Annotated in this window: 17 protein-coding genes; 12 read left to right on the top strand and 5 right to left on the bottom strand. The window is 69.3% G+C overall.

Annotated elements, in window-relative coordinates; all coding sequences use genetic code 11:
* The 3 genes from C3488_RS31470 to eccCa all read right to left on the bottom strand — a co-directional run bounded on the left by C3488_RS31470 (nt 1) and on the right by eccCa (nt 9,754).
* Nucleotides 1-5,073, bottom strand: a complete 5,073-nt coding sequence (locus C3488_RS31470; RefSeq protein WP_146067966.1) for a toxin glutamine deamidase domain-containing protein — start codon at nt 5,071-5,073, stop codon at nt 1-3.
* A gap of 219 nt (nt 5,074-5,292) precedes the next feature.
* A complete protein-coding gene (locus C3488_RS31465; protein ID WP_146067965.1) occupies nt 5,293-5,673 on the bottom strand; it encodes a hypothetical protein in 381 nt (126 codons plus the stop codon).
* Nucleotides 5,674-5,806: 133 nt separating this feature from the next.
* Nucleotides 5,807-9,754 (bottom strand): type VII secretion protein EccCa, encoded by a 3,948-nt coding sequence (eccCa, locus tag C3488_RS31460; RefSeq protein ID WP_103844287.1) that lies wholly within the window; start codon nt 9,752-9,754, stop codon nt 5,807-5,809.
* A gap of 270 nt (nt 9,755-10,024) precedes the next feature.
* On the opposite strand from eccCa, the gene eccD reads away from it, so the two are divergent.
* The 9 genes from eccD (at nt 10,025) to C3488_RS31405 (ending at nt 19,205) form a co-directional block, all read left to right on the top strand.
* Nucleotides 10,025-11,482 carry a type VII secretion integral membrane protein EccD gene (gene eccD / locus C3488_RS31450; RefSeq protein ID WP_103844285.1) on the top strand — a complete coding sequence of 486 codons (1,458 nt, stop codon included), beginning with the start codon at nt 10,025-10,027 and terminating at the stop codon, nt 11,480-11,482.
* Nucleotides 11,483-11,738: 256 nt separating this feature from the next.
* Nucleotides 11,739-12,071: a WXG100 family type VII secretion target gene (locus tag C3488_RS31440; RefSeq protein WP_103844283.1), complete on the top strand. Its 333-nt coding sequence runs from the start codon at nt 11,739-11,741 to the stop codon at nt 12,069-12,071.
* On the top strand, nt 12,068-13,201 hold the full coding sequence (locus C3488_RS31435; RefSeq protein WP_103844282.1) for a WXG100 family type VII secretion target: 1,134 nt from the start codon (nt 12,068-12,070) through the stop codon (nt 13,199-13,201). The genes C3488_RS31440 and C3488_RS31435 overlap by 4 nt, the downstream gene beginning before the upstream one ends.
* A 14-nt stretch (nt 13,202-13,215) precedes the next feature.
* Complete coding sequence (locus tag C3488_RS31430) at nt 13,216-13,446, top strand: hypothetical protein (RefSeq protein ID WP_103844281.1); 231 nt, start codon at nt 13,216-13,218, stop codon at nt 13,444-13,446.
* Between the two features lie 278 nt (nt 13,447-13,724).
* The gene (gene rpsO, locus C3488_RS31425) at nt 13,725-14,012 is read left to right on the top strand and encodes a 30S ribosomal protein S15 (RefSeq protein ID WP_030619140.1); all 288 of its coding nucleotides are present in this window, start codon (nt 13,725-13,727) and stop codon (nt 14,010-14,012) included.
* A 322-nt stretch (nt 14,013-14,334) separates the two neighbouring features.
* Nucleotides 14,335-16,557, top strand: coding sequence for a polyribonucleotide nucleotidyltransferase (locus C3488_RS31420; protein WP_103844280.1), 2,223 nt, complete (start codon nt 14,335-14,337; stop codon nt 16,555-16,557).
* A complete protein-coding gene (locus tag C3488_RS31415) occupies nt 16,554-17,933 on the top strand; it encodes a pitrilysin family protein (protein ID WP_103844279.1) in 1,380 nt (459 codons plus the stop codon). The genes C3488_RS31420 and C3488_RS31415 overlap by 4 nt, the downstream gene beginning before the upstream one ends.
* Nucleotides 17,934-17,985: 52 nt before the next feature.
* Nucleotides 17,986-18,738, top strand: a complete 753-nt coding sequence (gene dapB / locus C3488_RS31410) for a 4-hydroxy-tetrahydrodipicolinate reductase (protein WP_103844278.1) — start codon at nt 17,986-17,988, stop codon at nt 18,736-18,738.
* 14 nt (nt 18,739-18,752) lie between these two features.
* Nucleotides 18,753-19,205: a hypothetical protein gene (locus C3488_RS31405; RefSeq protein WP_103844277.1), complete on the top strand. Its 453-nt coding sequence runs from the start codon at nt 18,753-18,755 to the stop codon at nt 19,203-19,205.
* 141 nt (nt 19,206-19,346) lie between these two features.
* On the opposite strand, the gene C3488_RS31400 is transcribed toward C3488_RS31405, so the two are convergent.
* Nucleotides 19,347-19,901 carry a hypothetical protein gene (locus C3488_RS31400; RefSeq protein ID WP_103844276.1) on the bottom strand — a complete coding sequence of 185 codons (555 nt, stop codon included), beginning with the start codon at nt 19,899-19,901 and terminating at the stop codon, nt 19,347-19,349.
* 119 nt (nt 19,902-20,020) lie between these two features.
* Nucleotides 20,021-20,257, bottom strand: coding sequence for a hypothetical protein (locus C3488_RS31395; RefSeq protein ID WP_103844275.1), 237 nt, complete (start codon nt 20,255-20,257; stop codon nt 20,021-20,023).
* Between the two features lie 253 nt (nt 20,258-20,510).
* On the opposite strand from C3488_RS31395, the gene thyX reads away from it, so the two are divergent.
* The 3 genes from thyX to C3488_RS31380 all read left to right on the top strand — a co-directional run bounded on the left by thyX (nt 20,511) and on the right by C3488_RS31380 (nt 24,190).
* Entirely contained in the window at nt 20,511-21,251 is a 741-nt protein-coding gene (gene thyX, locus C3488_RS31390) for an FAD-dependent thymidylate synthase (protein WP_103844274.1), read from the top strand.
* A 226-nt stretch (nt 21,252-21,477) separates the two neighbouring features.
* Nucleotides 21,478-22,377, top strand: a complete 900-nt coding sequence (gene dapA, locus C3488_RS31385; RefSeq protein ID WP_103844273.1) for a 4-hydroxy-tetrahydrodipicolinate synthase — start codon at nt 21,478-21,480, stop codon at nt 22,375-22,377.
* Between the two features lie 127 nt (nt 22,378-22,504).
* Nucleotides 22,505-24,190, top strand: a complete 1,686-nt coding sequence (locus tag C3488_RS31380) for a ribonuclease J (protein ID WP_103844272.1) — start codon at nt 22,505-22,507, stop codon at nt 24,188-24,190.
* Nucleotides 24,191-24,561: the final 371 nt, after the last annotated feature.

The raw sequence follows: 24,561 nt of genomic DNA, 5'->3' as shown, positions 1-24,561 counted from the left end.
TCACTCTGTGCCCGTGTCGATCAGGCCGCCTTCCGACATCGCGCGTGTCCAGATCTTACCGAGCGCAACAATGTTCTTGGCCAGATCCATGTCGAACCGCTTCTTGTAGCCGCCCTTTGGAGATTCGTCGGGGTCCACCACTTCGGCCTGCTTTCGATATCCGGTCCCGTAGTAGACGTCGACGCCTGGCATTTTCTCCGACAGTAGCCTGGCGCAGTTCGCGTAACCCTGGCCACGGCCGCACGGCTCGCGGTCCGAGTACATACTGAGGGGTTCGTACTTCTTCCCGTCCGGGCGGCCCTCATTTAGGGTGTCCAGGTAGTCCAGAATGTTCCTCTCCGAATGTTTGCCTTTCTCCCCGCCGCCAGGGTTCGGATAGGAACTGTCGACCACGTAGCTGATCTTCCCGCTCGCTGGATCGTGTACTTCGACAGCTGCGTAATTTCGTCCGGTGAAGTCGGGGCGGTGTTCCCCTGAATCTCGCAGTGCCCCGGTGAACCCCGCCTTTCCGAAGGCCTCACGGATGGCCTTTTCCAAGCCGTCGGGATCGTCGGACTCGTTCGGGTCGTCCCGCCGGTGCGCTGCGTTCCAGCCCGCGTTTTCATGGGCTTTCGTGGCGTGGTTGGGATACCCCGGCGTGGGTTCCGGGCTCGCGCCCACGGCGTGCGATTCATGGAAGTTGAGGCTCAGTCGCGCGAGCGAGGCGACCACCGCGCCGCGTTCCCCGGGATGCATGTCGTCGAAGCCCGGAAGTATGCGGGCGAGGTCCTCGTGGCGCAGAATCCTGGGAGTGTGATCCGGATCGTCAGGGCGCGGGGGAGCGCACTCGCGCAGGGCGTCGACAAGGGGAATCCGGGTGCCGTTGCCATCACCGCTGGGGACGGGGTTCAGCCAGCCGTTGAGCTGCTGGTGGACCGGGTCCAGTCCCACCTGCCGGACGTCGTTCGTCTGACGCAGGTTCTGCTGGTCGGGCATGGGAAGCATGCCGTAATGCGTCGAGTGGACGGTCTCCGGCTCAGTAAGGCGGGGGTGGTTCGTGCGACTGGGGTCGTCGAGAGGGTGGTGCGACTCGGCGGCCGGGGCGTGATGCTCGGTGTGGCTGTTCTCGGCGGAGTTCGGTGGACCGGCCGCCGGTTCTTCAGGTGCTTGCTGATGGGCGCCTGCCGGCGCCGGCGGAGCGTGGGTGGTCGGGTCGCTCGGTGCAGCATGAGGTGCCGAAGGCGTCGCCTCGCCCGTGACGGGGTCCTGGGCAGGGGCACCGGAGTTCTCGGCCGGTGAGGGCGTGGGATGCTCAGAGATCGTGCCGGTGGGATGGGGGCGGTGGGTATCGGTCTCGTCCGACCGGGTGCCCTTCCCCGACGTCGGTGCGCCGCTCCGTGCCTGGGATGTGTCTCTGTCGCTTCCGTTTCCCTCCCTGCCATCACCGCTGAGGTCCGGTCGGTTGGGATCCGGCGTATGTGCGGTGCCGGATGAGTGACCTCTCGAGGGCTCTTCGGACTTCGGCGTGTCCGCGTGGGGCGGTCCGTCCTTTGTGTGCCCGTCGGTGTCGGTGAGCGATGGTGTGCCTGCAGTGGGCGCGGATTCCGGATGGCTCGGGTTCCTGCCGGGGAGGTGGTCCGGAGTCCCTTGTGACGGGTTCGGTTCGGAAGTCTCTTGCTCGTTTGCCTGGGGCGAATTGTCCGGCCCCTGGTCGGAAGCGTCGGTCCCTTGCTGGGGTGTGTCCGACTCGTGGTGGGTGGTGTCGCTGTCCGTCTGGGGAGGGTGAATGGGGTTGCGGTCGGCGTCCAGGGGGATGTGCCAGACGCCGGTCGCGTTCGGGATGTGGAGAGGCTGGTGGCTGACCTCTCCGCTCTGGGTGTCGATCCAGAGGACGTGGCCGTGGTAGTTGACGGCGTTGAAGGCGTGGCCGCCTCCGCCGGGCCAGGAGACCTGGACGATGGCTGCGGCGCCGTGGCCTGCTTGCTGCAGGTCCCACGCGATGCGGGCGGGGGTGTGGGGGTCGCTTCCGGTGCCGGCGTAGATGTGCGAGGCGCCCGCCCATCGGATCTGGTTGGCGTTGGCGTTGTGCTCGGGGGACCAGGGGTCCGGGTTGCCGTGTTCGTCGACGTCGAGCGTGCGAGGGGCTGAGACCTGGGGGTTTCCGTACCAGGTCTCCAGGAAGGAGCGGGAGCAGTCGGCGCAGTTGTTGCTGCGCCCGGGGACGGTGTTGCCGCCGTCGTTCTGGAGTTGGGACCAGGAGCCGAAGGGGTCCGGAAAGCGTTGCGGGGTGCCGTCGGGATTGTGCGGCACCGCGTTCACCAGCGCCTGCTGGTCGTCGGGGTGCGGCTCGGTCAGGCCACCCGGGTAGTGATTCAGGTCGTTGCGGATGTCGTTCAGGTTGTCCTGGTGCGGGTGCTGCTGAGGAGAGGCGCCGGGTTGGGCGTGCGGCGCGCCCGGGGGCGGCGGTGTGGCATGGCTCGCCTGCGAGGTTGGTGACGACGGCGCGTGGGGGACGGTGTGGATCGGGACCGGCGTCACCTGGTGGTGCTGGGGGTCGTGCGGTTTGTCCGTCCCGGCTTCCGGCGTCTTCGACCTGTCGTGCTGTGACGCCGGCTCCTGCGGGGCGTGCGGATGCGCAGGGGTGCCGGGTGCCGCGCCCGCGGGCGGGTTCGGCGACCGGCTGGGGGTGGGGCGGGTGCCCGGCTGGTGCTGGGTCCCGGGCGCGCCGGACGCAGTGGGGGTTTGAGTGGAACCGGGCCGTGTCGTCGAACCGGGCTGTGTCGCGGAGTTCGGGGTGTTGTTGCTCGGCGTCGAGGTCCGCTCCGACGGTCCACCCCCTGTTGAGGGGGAGGGGGAGGAGGACTGGCTCGGGCCCGGGTTCGATGCCGGGTTACGGTTCGGGCTCGTGCTCGGGTTTGAGTTCGTGCTCGGGCTTCGGCTCGTGGTCGGGTCCGAGTTCGGACTCGGGTTCTGGCTTCGGGTGGGTGTGCGCGCGTCGGTCGCGTCCGAGGTGTTACGGGGTGCGGTGCGGTCGCCCGGCGTGGTGCCGGGGGTGTTGCGGGCGGTGGTGCGGTCGTCCTGGGCGTTGCGGGCGGTGGTGCGTTCCTCCGTGGTGTTGCGGGCAGTGGCGCGCTCGTCCGGAGCGGCGCGGGGTGTCGTCCGTTCGTCCGCGATGGTCCGGGGCGGAGTGCGGTCACCCGGTGTGGCGCCCGAGGTGTTGGGGGATGCCGTGCGCTCGTCCGGAGTGTTGCGGGACGGCGCGCGGCCGTCCGGGGCGGTGCCAGGGGTGCGCGGTGTCGGTATGCGGCCGTCCGCCGTACCGGAAACCCGGCCGTCCGCTGTGCCGGATACGCGGCCGTCCGCCGTCGGGCCCGGAGTGCTCCGGGGCGTCGTGGGAGACGTGGGGCTCGGGGTGGAGGCGGGTCCGGTGGCCGTGGAGGAGGGCGTACTCGAGGTACTGGCGGAAGGGGTTCTCACCGGACCGGAGTTGGCGGTCGGGCTGCTCGGGGTCGCTGTGGGCGAGGTGCTGCCGGATGTACTCCCGACCTGGTGCGAACCGGTCGCGCCGCCCGTCGTGGAAGGCGTGACAGGAGGCGTCGGGATGGCCGAGACGCCGTCCACACGGCCACCGCCCCCGGTGGCCGCTGGGGACGGATCACTCGTGGTCGGTGTGGGTGCGGCGCTGGAGTGGGTGGGGGCGCTGGCGGCGAGGCTGTCGATCGAGGTGCCGATTCCGCCGCCGCTGCCGCTTCCCGCCGGGGATGCCGTACCGCTGGGGGAGGCGTGGCTGGGTGCGGCGTGCGGTGTCGGTGAGGAGATGCCGGACGGGGAAGAGCCGCCGCCGGTGCCGGTGGGGCCGGACGTGCTCGGGACGCCGGAAGAACCGCTTGTGTCAGGGGCGCCATGCGATGGTCCGCCGGGTGCGGGGTCGTCGAAGTCCGACAGTGACGTCGTGTGCCTCGGGGTCGGGATGTCCGAGGTGGAAGGGTTCTGCCCGGTGTCCGACCCGGAGTGGTCGGAGTCGGGGCCCGCACCCAGATCGGGCGTGCCGACGTGGGTGCCGCCGGCGTCGGCGGATATCCCGCCACCGATGTGCGTGCCGGCCGCCGTGTTCGTGTGGTTCGACGTCGAGGAGTCCGCCCCGGACCCTGAGCCGGAGTCGTTGGAGGACGTGGAAGAGGAGTCGGACGAAGAGCCGGACGAGGAATCCGGTGACGAATCGGACGAGGAGCGGGACGACGACTCCGGCCCGGAATCGGATGACGACTCCGAGGAGGAGTCGGACGTTCCGTCACCTCCGCCGTCCCCGTCCGCACCGTCGCCGCCGGACGTCCCCGACTCGTGGTATCCGTCGATGCGGCTGTCGATGGCGTGGTGGGCGCGGTGGCCGGCCTTCTGGCCCAGGCTGTCGCGTACGCCTTCGGCGAGGGTCTGCGGGGTCTGTTTGATGGCGTCCCAGGCGCTGTCGGTGCCCTTTTTGACGGTGGTGGCGAGGTCGTAGCCTTCCTGGGCGCCGAAGCCGACGTTGACCGTCTGGCGGATCAGGTCGGTGATGATCGCCTCGATCATGGAGATCGCGGGCTCCTTCATCGCCTCGACGATCGCCTCCAGCAGTGCCTCTTTGAGCTCGTCGAGGAGGCGGCGCACGATGAGCCGGGTGGCCTGGGTGGCGCCCAGTGCGCCGACTTCGGACAGGCCGAAGGTGAAAGGGGCGGCGGCCTGCGCGGCGGCGATCTCGATGGCCAGGGCGATGAGCTGGGCGATCACCGCCCACTTGGCGAACTCGACGAGGTAGGCGCAGGCCTCCAGCACGGTGGCGATGATGTGGGCGGCCTGGGCGGCGTTGGCGAGGTAGCCTCCGGAGCCGCCGCCGTCGAACTTGGCGTAGGTCTTGGTGAACGCGTCGATCGACTCGCCGGCGTTGTGGGCGACCACCTGGCGGGCGCTGGCGTTGGCCGCGGTGTGCAGTTCGGTGACGTCGTCGCCGAACTTCCGCCACAGGGCCGCGCACTCCTTGAGCTTGTCCTCGTCTGCCGTCGGCCAGCGGTAGCCGAGCATCTCGAGAACCCATTCGAGCTCGTCCGGCAGCATCATCGACACAGCAGAAAGCACCCCCGTCAGCCGACACGGCCGCACAACTCCCTCATGGAGACCGGGAGATCGCGCATGGAACAGCCGTACGCACAGCTTACGGAATCCTTCGCAGGCAACTTCAAGCGGTTGCTGTCACAATCCGTTGTAGATCGAGCCACTTGCCGGTGAGGGATCAATCGTGCTTGAAGCCGACGGATCGAACTGCTCGACGGCGACGCCTCACGCCTCCTGGCGCCGTCGCAGATGGTGCGGCCCCGTCGGCATCTCCACCTGCCCGTCGTACTCGGCGGTCGTCTTCCGCCAGATGTCCACCTGGTCGGCCTCGTTCTGCTCGTGGGCCACGCCCATCTTGGTGAAGGCGATCCCCATCCCCGCCAACCGCTCCGCCAGGCTGCCCATCGACTGGTACATGCCGTCGCGCAGACCCTCGTAGGCGACGCCGAACTTCTCGCCGATGTCGTCGTCGCCCCACGGCGGGGTGTCACCCTGCTCCAGCTTGTTCAACCCGTCCTGCAGGCTCTTCACGGCCTTGGCGAAGTTCTGGCCGACCGTGAACATGTTGAAGCCCTCGGTCTTGAGGACCTTCGGGTCGGAGTCCATGTAGTCCGACGACACAACTGCCCCCCGTGGCTGGTCTTTTCGTTGGCAACGCCACCCTAGCGGGTGAACGTGCCCGAAAGAGAGGGGGCGGTACCCGCATGGGTACCGCCCCCTCCGGCTGCGGCAGCCGCCCTCAGAACCGAGCCGGCAGCCACCCCGTCTGGATCAGCTGTCCACCGCGCCGCCGCGTGTGGAAGTACCCGCGTCCGGGCGGAAGCTGCGAGGGCGTGATGTTGCCGAGCAGCGCACCCTCCGTCCGGTCGCCGGACAGCACGATGCCCTGGGCGCCGAGCTCGCGCATCCGCTGCATCACGGGTTCGTACAACGACCGGCTCGCACCGCCCGAGGCGCGCGCGATGATGACGCGCAGACCGATGTCACGGGCGAAGGGCAGGTACTCCAGGAGCGGGGACAGCGGGTTCATGCCCGTCGCCACCAGGTCGTAGTCGTCGATGATGACGAACGCGTCCGGGCTGCTGTACCAGCTGCGGTTGCGCAGCTGCTCGGGCGTGACGTCCGGGCCCGGCATACGGCGGCTCATCGAACCGGCCAGGCCCTCCAGCGTCTCCGACAGGGCCGGCGCCGACGCGCAGTACCGCGACAGGTGGGAGTCGGGCACACCCTCCAGGTGGGCGCGCCGGTAGTCGCCCATCACGATCTTCGCCTGGTCGGGCGTGTAGCGCTCGGTGATCTGCTTGATGAGCAGCCGCAGCACCGCCGACTTACCGGACTCGCTCTCACCGAACACGATGAAGTGCGGGTCCGTCTCGAAGTCGACGAAGACCGGCGCGAGCGACGACTCGTCGATGCCGATCGCGACACCGCGGTCCGGGTGCTCGAACCCCTTGGGCAGCCGGTCCGCCGACAGCATGGTCGGCAGCAGCCGCACCGCCGGCGCGTGGCTGCCCTGCCAGTTGTCGTTGACGCCCCGGACGAGGATCTGCGTCGCCTCCGACAGGTCCTCCGTCGCCGAGGAGCCGTCGACCCTCGGCAGCGCCGTCATGAAGTGCAGCTTGTCCAGGCTCAGACCGCGGCCCGGCATGGTGGCGGGGACGTTCTGCGCGACCTTGCGGTCGATCTCCGACTCGGTCGGGTCACCGAGCCGCAGTTCGATGCGGTTCTGCAGCATGTCCTTGAGCGCGGGCCGCACCTCGGTGTAGCGGCTCGCCGTCAGGATCACGTGCACACCGAAGCCGAGACCGCGCGTCGCGATGTCCGTGACGCTCGCCTCGAGCAGCTCGTAGTCCGTCTTGAAGGAGGCCCAGCCGTCGATGACGAGGAAGACGTCCCCCCAGGGCTGGTCGGGCAGCAGACCCGCGGCCCTGCGCTGCCGGTAGGTCTGGATCGAGTCGATGTTGTTCGCGCGGAAGTACTCCTCGCGCGCGTTCAGGATGCCCTCGACCTCGCTGACCGTACGGCGCACCTTCTCGGCGTCGAGCCGGTTGGCGACCCCGCCGACGTGCGCCAGTTCCTCCATCGCGATGAGACCGCCACCGCCGAAGTCCAGGCAGTAGAACTGCACCTCGGTGGGCGTGTGGGTGAGGGCGAACGACGAGATGAGCGTGCGCAGCAGAGTCGACTTGCCGGACTGCGGGCCGCCGACGAACAGACCGTGGCCCGCACCGCCGGAGAAGTCCCGGTACAGCACGTCGCGCCGCTGCTCGAAGGGCTTGTCCACCAGGCCGACCGGCACGTTGAGCCGGCCGAGGGCCGTGTACTCGGGCGCGGTCAGGCCGCGCTCGGGAGTGACGGCGAGCTGGGGGAGGAGCTGTTCCAGCGAAGGGGCCTCGTCCAGCGGGGGCAGCCACACCTGATGGGCCGGCGGTCCCTGGTTGACCATCCTGTTCACGATGACGTCCAGGACGGTGTCGGCGAGCGCGTCGTCCACCCTGTCGTCGGCGTCCGGTTCCTCGACCACCGGCTGAGGGGGCAGCGCCACGTGCCCCGCCGTGAACAGCGCGGGCCGCAGCTGGGTGGAGCGGTTCACCCGGGACGGGCCCTCGCCGTGGTAGGGCCCCGACACGTACGCGGCCTTGAAGCGGACCATGGTGTCGGTGTCGTACCGCAGATAGCCGGAGCCGGGGATCGACGGCAGGTGGTAGGCGTCCGGGACACCGATCGCCGTACGCGACTCGGCGGCGGAGAAGGTGCGCAGACCGATCCGGTACGACAGATAGGTGTCCAGACCCCGCAGCTTGCCCTCCTCCAGGCGCTGGGAGGCGAGCAGCAGGTGCACACCCAGCGATCGGCCGATACGGCCGATCTGGATGAACATGTCGATGAAGTCGGGCTTGGCGGTGAGCAGCTCGGAGAACTCGTCGAGAACGATCACCAGGGAGGCCATCGGCTCGAGAGCGGCGCCCGCCGCCCGGGCCTTCTCGTAGTCGTGCAGATTGGCGTAGTTGCCCGCCGTGCGCAGCAGCTCCTGGCGGCGCTGCATCTCACCCGTGATGGCGTCGCGCATACGGTCGACGAGCGTCAGGTCGTCCGCGAGGTTGGTGATGACGGCCGCGGTGTGCGGCATGTCCGCCATACCCGCGAACGTCGCACCGCCCTTGAAGTCCGCGAGGATGAAGTTCAGCGTCTCCGAGGAGTGCGTCACCGCGAGACCGAGTACCAGCGTGCGCAGCAGCTCCGACTTGCCGGAGCCGGTCGCGCCGACGCACAGGCCGTGCGGGCCCATGCCCTCCTGCGAGGCCTCCTTGAGGTCGAGCATGACCGGCTCGCCGTTCTCGCCGACACCGATCGGCACCCGCAGCCGCTCGTGCAGCGTGCGCGGACGCCAGGTGCGCGAGACGTCGACGGACCCCGCGTCGCCGATGCCCATCAGGTCGGTGAAGTCCAGGTTGGACAGGAGGGGCTCGCCCTCCTCCGCCGAGCCGACCCGGAAGGGGGCCAGCTGCCGGGCCAGGGACTCGGCCTGCGCGTCGTTCAGCACGTCGGGCTTGCCGGTGTACGCGGACTCGTGGCCGACGAACAGCCGCATCCTGCCCGGCTTCACATAGACCGTCAGGCCCGCGCGCAGGTCCTCCTCCAGCTCGCCCGGGGCGATCTCGAGGAAGGTGACGCCCTGGAGCCCTTCACTGCTGGCGAGTTCCGAGTCCGGCGGCACGGTGCCGCCGTCGAGAACAACGATCAGGTGAGGCTGGTCGTAGACGGGGTTCGCGTCCGGGTTCCAGCGGGGCCTGTCGTCCAGCTGGTCCGCCAGCGCCTCCTCCAGCTCCCCGAGGTCGTCGAAGAGAAGCCGGGCCGAGCCCGCACCGTCCTTGGCCTTCGGGTGCTGGCTGTGCGGCAGCCACTTGATCCAGTCCCAGTCCGCCGCCGCGGAGGGGTGCGCCACCACGGCGACCATCAGGTCCTCCGGCGAGTGCAGCGTCGCCAGCTGGGCCAGGGCCGCGCGGGCGTTGCCGTACACCGTGTCGGTGTCCCCGCACAGCGTCACGTGGTAGAAGGCGCGCAGCGAGACGGACACGGGCAGGTCGGACAGACTGCCGTGCGCGTCGAGGAAGGCCTTCATGGCCGCCGCGGTCAGCGGCTCCAGCTCCTCCTTGGGCGCGGTCTCCGGGGCGACGAGGGGGGTGTTCAGCTGCTGGGTGCCGAGGCCGATCCGTACGGATGCGAAGTCCGCGTCGGTCGGGCGCCGCTCCCACAGGCGCTTGCCGTCCGCCGCAACCGCCCACAGCTGCTCCGGGTCGGGATGCTGGAAGAGCTGACTGCGCCGCTGCAGGTCCGCGGTCTTGTGGACGTCCTTGCGGACCTGTTCGAGGTAGCGGAAGTAGTCACGCCGGTCCTGGGCCATTCCGGCACCGCCGCCGCCCTGCCGGGACTTGGCGAACTGGGCGATCGCCATGGCCACGGTCGAGGCCAGCATCAGCCCGCCGACCACCCTCATGTAGGAGGGGAGGCCGGGCATGAAGAAGAAGCCGACGGAACCCAGCATGCCCATCATGGGCAGCAGGGTCATCAGCATGCTTTCTTCGCCCTCACGGGGGATCTCGGGCGGCGTCTCGAGTCTGACCTCGCCGTCCGGGACGACCGGGGGCGCTATCCGCGGCGGTCGTTTGATGATGACGACGCTCACCGATGCACTCATCCTTCGCGATTGATACGTCTTGGCACCGACGCCCCCGTGTACCGCGACTTGTTCTCGTTCGCGCAGGCGTCGTTCGCGCAGGCGTCGATCCTACTGATGAGCCAAGTGCGCAAGGGAGTCAGGAGGATGGAGATGCCGAGGGGGTCCTGGGGGAAAAGGGGTGGGCGAGCCCTGCGCCCCGCGGCGCAACGGATATGGTGGCGCTCCGCGCCGTAGGAGCGGTGTGAGGAAGCCTTGTCCAACAGGGGGAACAACCAGGTGAGCACGGGGACTTCGACGGGTTTCTGCCGAATCACCATCGCAGCGCCGGACAGCCGTGTCGATGTCGCGCTGCCGGAGGACCTGCCGATCCAGGACCTCTTTCCCGAGATCGTCAGGCTCTCGGGACTGGTCCAACCGGACACCAGCCCCGCCGGCTACCACCTGGTACGCCGCGAGGGCCAAGTCCTCGACGCGAGCCGTTCGTTGCTCGAGCACCGGGTCAGGGACGGCGAAGTACTGCTGCTGCGGACCTTCGCCGACTCGCTGCCGCCGGCCGTCCACGACGACGTGGTGGACGCGATCGCCGCAGCGGTCAAGCAGGACATCCGCAGCTGGAACGACAACCTGATGCGGGTGGCCGGTCTCGTCGCCGGATCGCTGCTGCTGATCATGCTCGGCTTCGTGTTCTGGTTCGCGGACCCGATCCGGCACGACATGCACGGCCTCCAGGGCATCCTCGCCGGCGTGGTCGCACTGGCCCTGACGGTGCTCGCGGGTGTCCGGGCCCGGGTGTACGACGACCGCGGTTCCGCCGTCGCGCTCGGCGTCTCGGCGCTTCCGCACGCGCTCATCGCCGGCTCCGGCGTCATCCCTCAGGACGCGGGCCACGGCCCCGGCAGGATCCAGTTCCTCGTCGGCTGTGTGGCCGTACTGGTCTTCTCGGTCGTGCTGATCATGCTGCTGCCGCAGGGTGACGCCCCGTTCGTGGCGGCCGCTCTGGCCGCCGCGATCGGCACGCTCGCCGTGTTCTGCGGTGTGCTCACCGACGCCCAGCCGCGCGAGATCGCCGCCGGCACCTCTGTTGTGGCGCTGGCGGTCGTCGGCTTCCTGCCCGGTTGGTCGGCCCGCTTCGCCAAGCTGCCGATCGGTTTCCGCAACCCGGAGGACCTGGCCAGGGCCCGCCGTGAGGGCCGGGAGGGTGACCTCGAGGCCGTCGACGTCCAGCGCATCGTCGCCCAGACCAGCCGGGGCCACGAACTGCTGCTCGGACTGGTCGGCGGCTGCGCGGCCGTCATCATCGGCGCGGGTGGCGCGGTGCTCGGCTTCAGCGACAGCGGCTGGGCCCAGCTGCTGGCCCTGTGCACCGGTCTGGCCGCGATGATGCGGGCGCGCCTCTTCCGGTACACCGCCCAGGTGACGTGCCTGTTCGTGGCCGGTGTCGTCACCCTGGGTCTGCTGGTGCTCGGCCTCGCGATCTCGCCCCCGGCCGGGATCGTCCTCGAACTGCTCAAGGGCAACTCCGGGCCTGTCGACATCAGGACCCTGTGGCTCGGCGCCTCGGTCGCGGCCGGCGTGCTGCTGCTGATCGCGATCGCGCTGATCGTGCCGCAGAAGGGGCTCTCCCCCTTCTGGGGCCGCATGCTGGACCTCGCGGACTCCCTCGTGCTGCTCTCCCTGGTTCCGGTCTGCCTGGCCGTCCTCGACGTCTACAGCAAGGTGCGCGGCGGCGTCTGACGTCCGACGTCCGCTCGGCGGCGCGAGGGCTCTCCGCTCTCGGGCCGGCTCTCGGCCCGGCCGAGGTGGCAGAGGCGGTCTTCGCCGCCCTTGTGCAGCGGTGCGTGCACGGGCGACACCCGGTCGTGGCCGTCGCCCAGGGCAGCGATGGGCAAAGGATCCGACAGTGTCGCCTCCTGAGCCGGTAAACGTCCCCTCTCGTGGATCACTCTCCCGGGTACCGTCGTGATCACGTAGGCGACGACGGGGGAGCGGGATGAGTCAGTTCGGTGTCGATCCCGACACGCTGACAGACCTTGCGGGCAAGTTCGACCGGGAAGCGAGAGGGCTCGCCGTGCCGATCGAGAGCTTCGCGGCGACCGCGTCCGAGGTCGGGGAGGCGTTCGGCCTGCTCGGCGCCTGCGACGGCGCGGCGGAGAGGTACCAGAAGCTGCTGACCAGCACCCTCGAGGCGCTCGGGCACCTGCCCGGGGTGCTCGGCAGCGACGGCGACCGGCTGCGCACCAACGCCGCCAACTACAAGGACTCCGACCAGGCGGCCGTCCGCCACCTCCATGCCGCGACCCAGCCGGCAGGAGGCCCGGCGTGAGCATCAACGGCTGGATCGACGGCAAGGTCCTGGAGATCCTCCAGGCGTGCGGGGTGGAGCTTCCTGGTGGTGACGGCGCCACGCTCCGTTCGATCGCCCGTGCCTGGGACACCATGGGCGACGAGCTGACAGAGGTCCTGCACGTCCTCGACGTCGCTGTCGAGGGCGTCGACAAGCAGGGCTGGCACGGTGAGGCCCGCGACGCCTTCGAGAAGCACTGGGGGGAGCAGAAGCGCGTCCTCAAGGACGTCGCGCACAACTTCCACCAGGTGGCCGACGGGCTGCGGGCGTACGCCGACGAGATCGACCAGATCAACGAGGAGATCATCGACATCTGCGTCGAGATCGCCGAGATGGAGGTGGCCGGCGCGGCGCTGTCCTTCTTCACCGGCTTCCTCTCCGACCTCGTCGCGAACACGGCCGTGGCCGCGCGGGTCGCCAGGATCGTCGACCTGGTGAAGCTCTTCACCTCGGCCGCCGAAAAGGTGGCCGCCCTCATGGAGCGATTCGGCGCGCTCACCGAGGAGGGCGCTGCCGCGCTGGCCCGGATCCTGTCCAAGGTGGCTCAGTTCAGTGCGAAGGTCCTCACCAAGGGCGCCGAGAGCTTCGTCACGAACTTCGTGGCGGACTCGGGCAGCATGATGGCCAACCAGGCCGTTCACGGTCAGCCCGTGACCGTGGGAGACGACCTCGCCGCCGGGGCCTGGGCCGCCGGTGGGACGGCCGTGTTCACCGGAGGCGGGGCAGCACTGGCGGACACAGCGGGGCTGACCGGGGTGGCAGGCAATGTGCTGAGGGGTGACGGCCTGCTCGGCACCACGGTCAACGGCGCAGCGGGCAACGTCGCGGGTGGTCTCACGGCCGACGTCGCCAACGACCAGGACCCGTCGACGATGGGCCAGGACGCTCTCACCAACGCCGCGACCGGCGCCTTCGGCAACGCCCAGAACCACGGCGTCAACCATGCCCTGGAGCAGCACGGAAGCCTCGGTGGCGAAAACCTCAGCGACCGGGGCAAGCTCGCCGACAACGCGTTCATGAACACCGTGGGCACCACCTTGAACACGGGCGTCTACGCTGCAGGCTCCGGCATCGAGTCGGACATCCAGGACCTGGCCAAGGACGAGTGAGAGCTGCCGACGAAGTGGGACTTGCGGCTACCTGGACCCCGAACCCGGACCACCCGGCTACCTGGACCGGGTTCTTCCTGGCACTTCTCGGGGTCGCCGGATGTCTGATCGTCATGGCCGGTGTCGCTGTGACCATTGCCCTGTGGCGCGTTCGAGGCCCCAGGAAGTGGGGCAACTACGTCATCGGACCGGTGATCGTCGCCGTCGGCCTCGTCGCCACGGGCTTCGGCTTCCGGCTGTTGTGACCCCGCGACTCTGGGGGTGGCGCCTGGCGGCCGGCCCTGGAGAGGCTGATCACGGGGGCTGACGCCGGTGGTCCGACGCCCGCCCCCGCCCCTGCCGGGCCCGGGCCGGGACACCGCTGCCCGGCTGGTACGCTGTGTGACGGCCGTATGTGTACGCGCCTCCGGTCTCCCCTGGAGGACGCGCCCAGCGGATCCCCGCCTCCCGAGTCGTGGAAGCTCCCCTGAGAAGAAGACCAGGGGCACTCGGGGGCAGCTGAAGAAGACTACGAGGAGTACGCGTGTCGCTCGACGCCGCTACGAAGAAGCAGATCATCGCCGAATTCGGTACCAAGGAGGGTGACACCGGCTCCCCCGAGGTCCAGGTCGCTCTGCTGTCCCGTCGGATCTCCGACCTGACCGAGCACCTCAAGACCCACAAGCACGACCACCACTCCCGCCGTGGTCTGCTGATCCTGGTCGGTCAGCGCCGTCGCCTGCTGCAGTACCTGGCGAAGAAGGACATCCAGCGCTTCCGTACGCTGGTCGACCGCCTGGGCATCCGCCGCGGTGCGGCGGGCGCCAAGTAAGACGCCGTGGAGGGAGCGGTTCCCGTGAGAAGGGGGCCGCTCCCTTTGCTGTACGTGCGGACTGTCACCACCGCTTTGTAGTGTGGTAGCACAACGCAAGACGTAGGACACCGTGTGAGGGGTACCTGGACGCACCAGGCGGCACCGCACACACCGAACGAGGAGGAGCGCACCTCGCCGCCGCCGGTCCTCGGTAGTGGCCCCCGGGGAAGAGAACCCCGGGTGCTTCGATCGAAGACCGGCCCGCACCAGACGGAGCGCTTCTCCGCCACCGTCCCCCTGCCACACGGGCAGCCGGGACGAAGACGAGGAGAAAACACTAGTGGAGAACGAGACCCACTACGCCGAGGCCGTCATCGACAACGGCTCCTTCGGCACCCGCACCATCCGCTTCGAGACGGGCCGCCTGGCCAAGCAGGCCGCCGGTTCCGCCGTCGCGTACCTGGACGACGACACGATGGTCCTTTCGGCCACCACCGCGTCCAAGACCCCCAAGGACCAGCTCGACTTCTTCCCGCTGACGGTCGACGTCGAGGAGCGGATGTACGCGGCCGGGAAGATCCCCGGTTCCTTCTTCCGCCGTGAGGGCCGCCCCTCCGAGGACGCGATCCTCACCTGCCGGCTCATCGACCGCCCGCTGCGCCCGTCCTTCAAGAAGGGCCTGCGCAACGAGATCCAGGTCGTCGCCACCGTCATGGCGCTCAACCCCGACCACCTGTACGACGTCGTGGCGATCAACGCCGCGTCCGCGTCCACGCAGCTGGCCGGTCTGCCCTTCTCCGGTCCGATCGGCGGCGTCCGCGTCGCGCTGATCAACGGTCAGTGGGTCGCCTTCCCGACGCACAGCGAGCTCGAGGACGCCGTCTTCGACATGGTCGTCGCGGGCCGCGTCCTGGAGGACGGCGACGTCGCGATCATGATGGTCGAGGCCGAGGCCACCGAGAAGACGATCAAGCTGATCGAGGGCGGCGCCGAGGCGCCCACCGAGGAGGTCGTCGCCGCCGGTCTGGAGGCCGCGAAGCCCTTCATCAAGGTGCTGTGCAAGGCCCAGTCGGACCTCGCCGCCAAGGCCGCCAAGCCGACCGCCGAGTTCCCGATCTTCCTCGACTACGAGGACGACGTCCTGGAGGCGCTGACCGCAGCCGTCCGCCCCGAGCTCGCCCAGGCGCTCACCATCGCCGGCAAGCAGGAGCGCGAGTCGGAGCTGGACCGCGTCAAGCAGCTCGCCGCCGAGAAGCTCCTGCCGGAGTTCGAGGGCCGCGAGAAGGAGATCTCCGCTGCGTACCGCTCGCTGACCAAGACCCTGGTCCGTGAGCGCGTCATCAAGGAGAAGAAGCGCATCGACGGCCGCGGTGTCACCGACATCCGCACCCTGGCCGCCGAGGTCGAGGCCATCCCGCGGGTCCACGGCTCGGCCCTGTTCGAGCGTGGCGAGACCCAGATCCTGGGCGTCACCACGCTGAACATGCTGCGCATGGAGCAGCAGCTCGACACCCTCTCCCCGGTGACGCGCAAGCGCTACATGCACAACTACAACTTCCCGCCCTACTCCACCGGCGAGACCGGCCGCGTCGGCTCCCCCAAGCGCCGCGAGATCGGCCACGGCGCCCTCGCCGAGCGCGCGCTCGTGCCGGTGCTGCCGACGCGCGAGGAGTTCCCGTACGCGATCCGCCAGGTGTCCGAGGCCCTCGGCTCCAACGGTTCGACGTCCATGGGCTCCGTGTGCGCCTCCACCATGTCGCTGCTGAACGCCGGTGTGCCGCTGAAGGCCCCGGTCGCCGGTATCGCCATGGGTCTGATCTCCCAGGAGATCGACGGTGAGACGCACTACGTGACGCTGACCGACATCCTCGGCGCCGAGGACGCCTTCGGCGACATGGACTTCAAGGTCGCCGGTACGAAGGAGTTCGTGACCGCCCTCCAGCTCGACACCAAGCTGGACGGCATCCCGGCCTCCGTGCTGGCCGCGGCCCTGAAGCAGGCCCGTGACGCCCGCCTGCACATCCTCGACGTGATGATGGAGGCCATCGACCGGCCCGACGAGATGTCCCCGCACGCCCCGCGGATCATCACCGTCAAGATCCCGGTCGACAAGATCGGCGAGGTCATCGGCCCCAAGGGCAAGATGATCAACCAGATCCAGGAGGACACCGGCGCCGAGATCACGATCGAGGACGACGGCACGATCTACATCGGTGCCGCCGACGGCCCGTCCGCCGAGGCCGCCCGCGCCACGATCAACGGCATCGCCAACCCGACCATGCCGGAGGTCGGCGAGCGCTACCTGGGCACGGTCGTGAAGACGACCACGTTCGGCGCGTTCGTGTCGCTGCTGCCGGGCAAGGACGGTCTGCTGCACATCTCGCAGATCCGCAAGCTCGCCGGCGGCAAGCGCGTGGAGAACGTCGAGGACGTCCTCGGCGTGGGCCAGAAGGTCCAGGTCGAGATCGCCGAGATCGACTCCCGCGGCAAGCTCTCCCTCGTCCCGGTGATCGAGGGCGAGGGCGACGAGGCCGACGAGGCGAAGGACGACACCGACAAGTGACGTCCCGTGGCTTCAAGGCGACGGCCCGCACCTCTTCGGAGGCGCGGGCCGTCGCCCGTACCCAAACCCTGATCAAAGGCGCGGGCGGCATCGGCACCGTCCGCAAGACCACGCTTCCGGGCGGTCTGCGCGTCGTCACCGAGACGCTGCCCTCCGTGCGCTCCGCCACCTTCGGCATCTGGGCGCACGTCGGCTCACGCGACGAGACGCCCGCGCTGAACGGCGCCACGCACTACCTGGAGCACCTGCTCTTCAAGGGCACGTCCCGCAGGTCCGCCCTGGACATCTCGTCCGCCATAGACGCGGTCGGCGGCGAGATGAACGCGTTCACGGCGAAGGAGTACACGTGCTACTACGCGCGCGTGCTCGACACCGACCTGCCGCTCGCCATCGATGTCGTCTGCGACATGCTCACCGGCTCACTCATCCTGGAGGAGGACGTCGACGTCGAACGCGGCGCGATCCTCGAGGAGATCGCGATGACGGAGGACGACCCGGGCGACTGCGTGCACGACCTCTTCGCGCACACCATGTTCGGCGACAACTCCCTCGGCCGCCCGGTGCTCGGCACGGTCGACACCGTCAACGCCCTGACCGCCGACCGCATCCGCCGCTTCTACAGGAAGCACTACGACCCCACGCACCTGGTGGTCGCCTGCGCCGGCAACGTCGACCACCAGAAGGTCGTACGCCAGGTGCGGGCCGCCTTCGAGAAGGCGGGCGCCCTCACGCGGACGGACGCCACGCCCATCGGCCCGCGCGCCGGCCGCCGTGCCATCCGTACGGCCGGGCGTGTCGAACTGCTGGCCCGCAAGACCGAGCAGGCGCACGTCGTCCTCGGCATGCCGGGCCTGGCCCGCACCGACGACCGCCGCTGGGCCCTCGGCGTGCTGAACACCGCCCTGGGCGGAGGCATGTCGTCCCGCCTGTTCCAGGAGGTCCGCGAGAAGCGCGGCCTGGCCTACAGCGTGTACTCGTACACGTCCGGCTTCGCCGACTGCGGCCTCTTCGGCGTGTACGCGGGCTGCAGGCCGAGCCAGGTGCACGACGTGCTCAAGATCTGCCGCGACGAGCTGGACCACGTCGCACAGAACGGCCTGTCGGACGACGAGATCGCCCGCGCCATCGGCCAGCTCCGCGGTTCCACCGTCCTCGGGCTCGAGGACACGGGCGCGCTGATGAACCGTATCGGCAAGAGCGAGCTGTGCTGGGGCGACCAGATGTCGGTCGACGACATGCTGACCCGGATCGCGGCGGTCACCCCGGACGACGTCCGATCGGTGGCGCAGGACATCCTGGGACAGCGGCCCTCGCTGTCGGTCATCGGCCCGCTCAAGGACAAGCAGGCGTCCCGACTGCACGACGCGGTCGGGTAACCGCCCGGCGGTCACCGCGGTCGTCAACCACTCCGGTAAGGAAGCAAGAGAGATGAGCAAGCTGCGCGTGGCGGTCCTCGGTGCCAAGGGCCGGATCGGGGCGGAGGCGGTACGGGCCGTCGACGCCGCCGACGACATGGAGCTGGTGGCCGCCCTCGGCCGGGGCGACCAGCTGGAGACCCTCGTCGAGACCGGGGCCCAGGTGGCGGTGGAGCTGACCACTCCGGCCTCCGTCATGGGCAACCTGGAGTTCTGCGTACGGCACGGCATCCACGCCGTGGTCGGCACGACCGGCTGGAACGACGAGCGCCTCGCGCAGCTGAAGGGCTGGCTGGCCGGGTCCCCGCAGACCGGCGTCCTCATCGCCCCGAACTTCTCCATCGGCGCCGTGCTGACCATGAAGTTCGCCGAGGCGGCCGCCCCCTACTTCGAGTCCGTCGAGGTCGTCGAACTGCACCACCCGAACAAGGTGGACGCCCCGAGCGGCACCGCCACGCGTACCGCCCAGCTCATCGCCGCCGCCCGCGAGAAGGCCGGCAGCGCCCCGCAGCCGGACGCCACGGTGACGGCGCTGGACGGCGCCCGCGGCGCGAACGTCGACGGCGTCCCGGTGCACGCCGTACGTCTGCGCGGCCTGCTCGCCCACCAGGAGGTACTGCTCGGCGGCGAGGGCGAGACCCTCACCATCCGCCATGACTCGCTGCACCACAGCAGCTTCATGCCGGGCATCCTGCTCGGCGCCCGCCGCGTCGTGACCACCCCGGGCCTCACCTTCGGCCTGGAGCACTTCCTCGACCTGAAGTAGCGAGAACAGCATCGATGCGCGCGAAGATCACCTACGCCGTCACGGCCGCCGTCCTGGTCTTCTACTTCGTCCTGGTCGGCAGCCGAGGCGTGCTCCTGATCGAGAACGGCACCCCCGTCACCGTCGCGTTCGGCACCGCGGTGCTGATCCTGCCGGTCATCGGGGTGTGGTTCCTGTGGAAGAACACCCAGTTCGTGCGCAAGGCGAACCGGCTCGCCGCCGAACTAGAGGCAGAGGGCGGCCTGCCCGTCGACGAGCTGCGGCGCACCCCGAGCGGCCGCATCGACCGCGACTCGGCCGACGAGGTCTTCGCCAAACGCAAGGCGGAGACGGAGGCGGCCCCGGACGACTGGCGCACATGGTTCCGCCTGGCGATCGCCTACCACGACGCCCGCGACACGCCACGTGCCCGCAAGGCGATGCAACGGGCCATCGCCCTTCACGAGGGCCGCACGGTCGCGACCTGAGCCCGGCCGGCTGTCGCTCCGCCCCAGGGGCCCGCACAGGCTCGCAGACGGACCGAAAAGGCCGCCCCGCAGTCCGCGGGCGGCCTTTTTCGGCCTTCAGGGGGGCTCAGGGGCCCGGGGACGGTCGGGGCCCGGGGACGGTCAGCCCCGCCCGAACTCCGCCGCCCACGCCTCGACCGTGTCCGCCGCCCGGTCGAAGGCCTGGGGTCGGGCCAGGAAGTCGGCGTTGTGGCTGTTCAGCAGGGTCTCTGCGGTGGGTCCGCCGCCCTGCCGTACGAGGACCAGCGCCTGGCCCTGCACCGTGCGCGGCAACCCCAGCCAGCGCACCGGCTGCTGCACCGTGCGTACCGAGACGATCTGCTCCCACCGCACCGTACGCGTGAGGAGGAAATCCACTCGGCGCAGCCCGCGCGCGCTCACCCAGATACCCATCCGCAGCAGCCGCAGAGCCCCGGCGATGACGGCCAGCGCCACGCCGAACACCGTGCCCGCGCCCGAGGGGGTGCTGGTGAGGGCGATGACGACCGCCGCGAAGAGCACGTACGACGCGAACAGCAGCAGGAGCGCGGCCGTGCCCACCCGCCACGGGCCGGGCCGGTAGGGGCGGCGCCAGCGGTCCCGGTCGTCGTACGGCAGCGGCAGGTCGTCCGCCGCCTGGTCGGAAGCACGGTCGGCCGTCAGGAAGGGCAGGGGCACGGCTGATCCTCACTTGGTGCAGGGAGCTGTGACCGGTGAGGCTATCGAGCCGTGTCCCCGCTCACCACCCTCGGGGCCCGACGGGGTGACCCGTCCGCCCCCGCGGGCGACGGGGAGCGTCAGCGGCCGTTCGAGGCGACGGACTGCTGCGTCGCCGCCGGCGCCTGGTGCGACATGGCGGGCATGCCGATGACCAGGGAGCCCACCAGCCCGGCGACGATGGTCAGCCCCAGCAGCCAGCGCCCGGCCATCTCACCGGCGGAGGCACGCCGACGGGGCGGGGGAGTGACATTGCTGCGGAAGGAGTCGGCTTCGGCGAGGAAGGCGAACGGTACGGGTTCGCGCCGACGGAACATGGGGAGTGCTTCTCCTCTTGAGGCTCGTAGGGTCCGATGGATCAGCTGTCTGAAGACCGGGTGACGCGAACGAATCGCCGTCACCGACACAGACGAGCGGGTGCCCGAAAAGGTGCCCTGAATCACCGATTTCGCAGAACTTCGACGGGCTTCGCAGGCGAATGTCGCGGACCGGCACCGAACGCCCCGTTGTCAGTGCCGGGCCGTAGAGTGGGCGGCGCCCGAGCTTGTGATGGGAAGGACCTTCCACACCGTGACCGACACCCCCGCCGACGACCTCAAGCCCAGCTTCCGCAGCGACGTCACCGTCGAGCTGGTCAAGCACAGCGCGGCCGACTCCGACGTGCTGTGGGCCGCCCGCGTCTCCACCGCCGGCGAGCAGTCCCTGGACGAGCTGAAGAAGGACCCGGAGCGCTCCAAGGGCCTGATCAACTATCTGATGCGGGACCGGCACGGCAGTCCCTTCGAGCACAACTCGATGACCTTCTTCATCAGCGCCCCGATCTTCGTCTTCCGGGAGTTCATGCGGCACAGGGTCGGCTGGTCCTACAACGAGGAGTCGGGTCGCTACCGTGAGCTCCAGCCGGTCTTCTACGTCCCCGACGAGTCCCGCAAGCTCGTCCAGGAGGGCCGCCCGGGCAAGTACCGGTTCGTCGAGGGCACCCCGGCCCAGCAGGAGCTGGTCGGCCGCGTCATGGAGGACTCCTACCGGCGGTCGTACGAGGCGTACCAGGAGATGCTCGCCGCCGGCGTGGCCCGAGAGGTCGCCCGTTCGGTCCTCCCGGTGGGCCTGTACTCCTCGATGTACGCCACCTGCAACGCGCGCTCGCTGATGCACTTCCTCGGCCTGCGCACCCAGCACGAACTGGCGAAGGTTCCCTCCTTCCCGCAGCGGGAGATCGAGATGGTCGGCGAGAGGATGGAGGCCGAGTGGGCCAGGCTCATGCCGCTCACGTACGCCGCGTTCAACGCGAACGGCCGCGTCGCGCCGTAAGGCACACCCGCGTGCCGGCCGGGCACAGAAGGGCCGGGTACAGATGTACGGGTCAGCCGAGCGAAGTGTCCGTATTGCGGCATTTCGCGAAGTTCATCTAGCCTGATCAAACGGACCCGGTACTGCTTGAACCCCCGAGCAGGCAGTACCGGGCTCCACCTTTGTCAGGACTTTTGCCGACCCCCTAGGGCAGACCACGACCGAAGCAGCGAGTAGCGTGTTGTCCATGGCTCCGACCTCCACTCCGCAGATCCCCTTCGGGCGGATCCTCACCGCCATGGTCACGCCCTTCACGGCGGACGGCGCACTTGACCTCGACGGCGCTCAGCGGCTCGCCACCCACCTGGTGGACGCAGGCAACGACGGCCTGATCATCAACGGCACCACCGGCGAGTCCCCCACCACCAGCGACGCGGAGAAATCGGACCTCGTACGAGCCGTGCTGGAGGCGGTCGGCGACCGCGCCCACATCGTGGCCGGCGTCGGCACGAACGACACCCACCACAGCATCGAACTGGCGCGCGCGGCACAGAAGGCCGGCGCGCACGGTCTGCTGACCGTCACGCCGTACTACAACAAGCCCCCGCAGGAGGGCCTGTACCGGCACTTCACGGCCATCGCCGACGCCACGGACCTGCCGGTCATGCTCTACGACATCCCCGGCCGCAGCGGCGTCCCGATCAACACCGAGACCATCGTCCGGCTCGCCGAGCACCCGCGGATCGTCGCCAACAAGGACGCCAAGGGCGACCTCGGCCGTGCCAGCTGGGCCATCGCCCAGTCCGGTCTCGCCTGGTACTCCGGCGACGACATGCTCAACCTGCCCCTGCTCTCCGTGGGCGCGGTCGGCTTCGTATCCGTCGTCGGCCACGTCGTCACGCCCGAGCTGCGCGCCATGGCCGAGGCCTACGTCAGCGGCGACGTGCAGAAGGCGCTGGAGATCCACCAGAAGCTGCTCCCGGTCTTCACCGGCATGTTCCGGACCCAGGGCGTGATGACCACCAAGGCCGCCCTCGCCCTCCAGGGACTGCCCGCCGGGCCCCTGCGCCCGCCCATGGTCGAGCTCTCCCCCGAGGAGACCGCCCAGCTCAAGATCGATCTTGCCGCCGGCGGGGTACAGCTCTGACAAGGACTTCACAACTGAATAGGCAGGACACCCGTGCCTGCACCCCACACCGACAACTGCTTTTGCACGAACGTCATGCGCGCCACGTGCCCTACAGGTACGTGGCGCGCATGGTGAGGAGAGTCTTTTGAGTCATCCGCATCCTGAACTCGGCCCGCCGCCGAAGCTCCCCGAGGGCGGCCTCAGGGTCACCCCCCTCGGTGGCCTCGGAGAGATCGGCCGGAACATGACCGTCTTCGAGTACGGAGGCCGTCTGCTGATCGTCGACTGCGGAGTGCTCTTCCCCGAGGAGGAGCAGCCCGGAATCGATCTGATCCTGCCGGACTTCTCATCCATCCGCGGCCGCCTGGACGACATCGAGGGCATCGTCCTCACCCACGGCCACGAGGACCACATCGGCGGCGTCCCCTACCTGCTGCGGGAGAAGCCCGACATCCCGCTGATCGGCTCCAAGCTGACCCTCGCCCTGATCGAGGCGAAGCTCCAGGAGCACCGCATCCGCCCGTACACGCTGGAGGTCGCGGAGGGACAGCGCGAACGCGTCGGCCCCTTCGACTGCGAGTTCGTCGCGGTCAACCACTCCATCCCGGACGCCCTGGCGGTGGCCATCCGCACCCCCGCCGGCATGGTGGTCCACACGGGCGACTTCAAGATGGACCAGCTACCGCTGGACAACCGGCTGACGGACCTGCACGCGTTCGCCCGGCTGAGCGAGGAAGGCATCGACCTCCTCCTCGCCGACTCCACGAACGCCGAGGTCCCCGGCTTCACGCCGCACGAGCGCGACATCTCCAACGTGCTGCGCCAGGTCTTCGCGGGCGCCCGCAAGCGGATCATCGTGGCGAGCTTCGCCAGCCACGTCCACCGCATCCAGCAGATCCTGGACGCGGCCCACGAGTACGGCCGCCGGGTCGCCTTCGTCGGCCGCTCCATGGTCCGCAACATGGGCATCGCCAGGGACCTGGGCTACCTGAGGGTCCCGCCGGGCCTGGTCGTGGACGTCAAGACGCTGGACGACCTGCCGGACCACGAGGTCGTCCTGGTCTGCACGGGTTCCCAGGGCGAGCCGATGGCCGCCCTGTCACGCATGGCGAACCGCGATCATCAGATCCGCATCGTCCAGGGCGACACGGTGATCCTCGCGTCCTCGCTGATCCCCGGGAACGAGAACGCGGTCTACCGCGTGATCAACGGCCTGACCCGCTGGGGCGCCAACGTCGTCCACAAGGGCAACGCCAAGGTGCACGTCTCCGGCCACGCGTCCGCGGGCGAGCTGCTGTACTTCTACAACATCTGCCGCCCGAAGAACCTGATGCCGGTGCACGGCGAATGGCGCCATCTGCGGGCCAACGCCGAACTGGGCGCACTCACGGGTGTCCCGCACGACCGCATCGTCATCGCCGAGGACGGCGTCGCCGTCGACCTCGTCGAGGGCAAGGCCAAGATCTCCGGCAAGGTCCAGGCCGGTTACGTCTACGTCGACGGCCTGTCCGTCGGAGACATCGGCGAGCCGGCGCTGAAGGACCGCAAGATCCTCGGGGACGAGGGCATCATCTCCGTCTTCGTGGTGATGGACTCGTCCACGGGCAAGATCACCGGTGGCCCTCATGTCCAGGCCCGCGGTTCGGGCATCGAGGACTCGGCCTTCGGTGACGTCATCCCCAAGATCACGGAAGCGCTCGAGCGGTCGGCACAGGACGGCGTCGTCGAGCCGCACCAGTTGCAGCAGCTGGTGCGGCGCACCCTCGGGAAGTGGGTCTCCGACACCTATCGGCGCAGGCCGATGATCCTCCCGGTGGTCGTGGAGGTCTGACGCCCACTCAAGTCCGTGAGCGGACGAACCTGGAGCGCGGCGCCTCGATTTGCATCGAGGCGCCCCGCTCCAGTACGTTTACGGCTCCGCCAGCGGGGGACCCGACGCAACCGAGCGTCCGGGAACCCACCCCGGCAGGGCGGAAATCCCGACTCAGAACTTCTGATAAAGTCGGAACCGCCGGAAAGGGAAACGCGAGAGCGGGAACCTGGAAAGCACCGAGGAAATCGGATCGATAAAAGATCTGATAGAGTCGGAAACACCGAAGGGAAGCGCCCGGAGGAAAGCCGAGAGAGTGAGTCTCTCCGGTGAGTACGAAGGAAGCGTCCGTTCCTTGAGAACTCAACAGCGTGCCAAAAGTCAACGCCAGA

The organism is Streptomyces sp. Ru72 (assembly GCF_002920635.1).
GTDB lineage: Bacteria > Actinomycetota > Actinomycetes > Streptomycetales > Streptomycetaceae > Streptomyces.
Note: the sequence above shows the minus strand (reverse complement) of the source record. Positions and strands in the feature narration are given on the sequence as shown.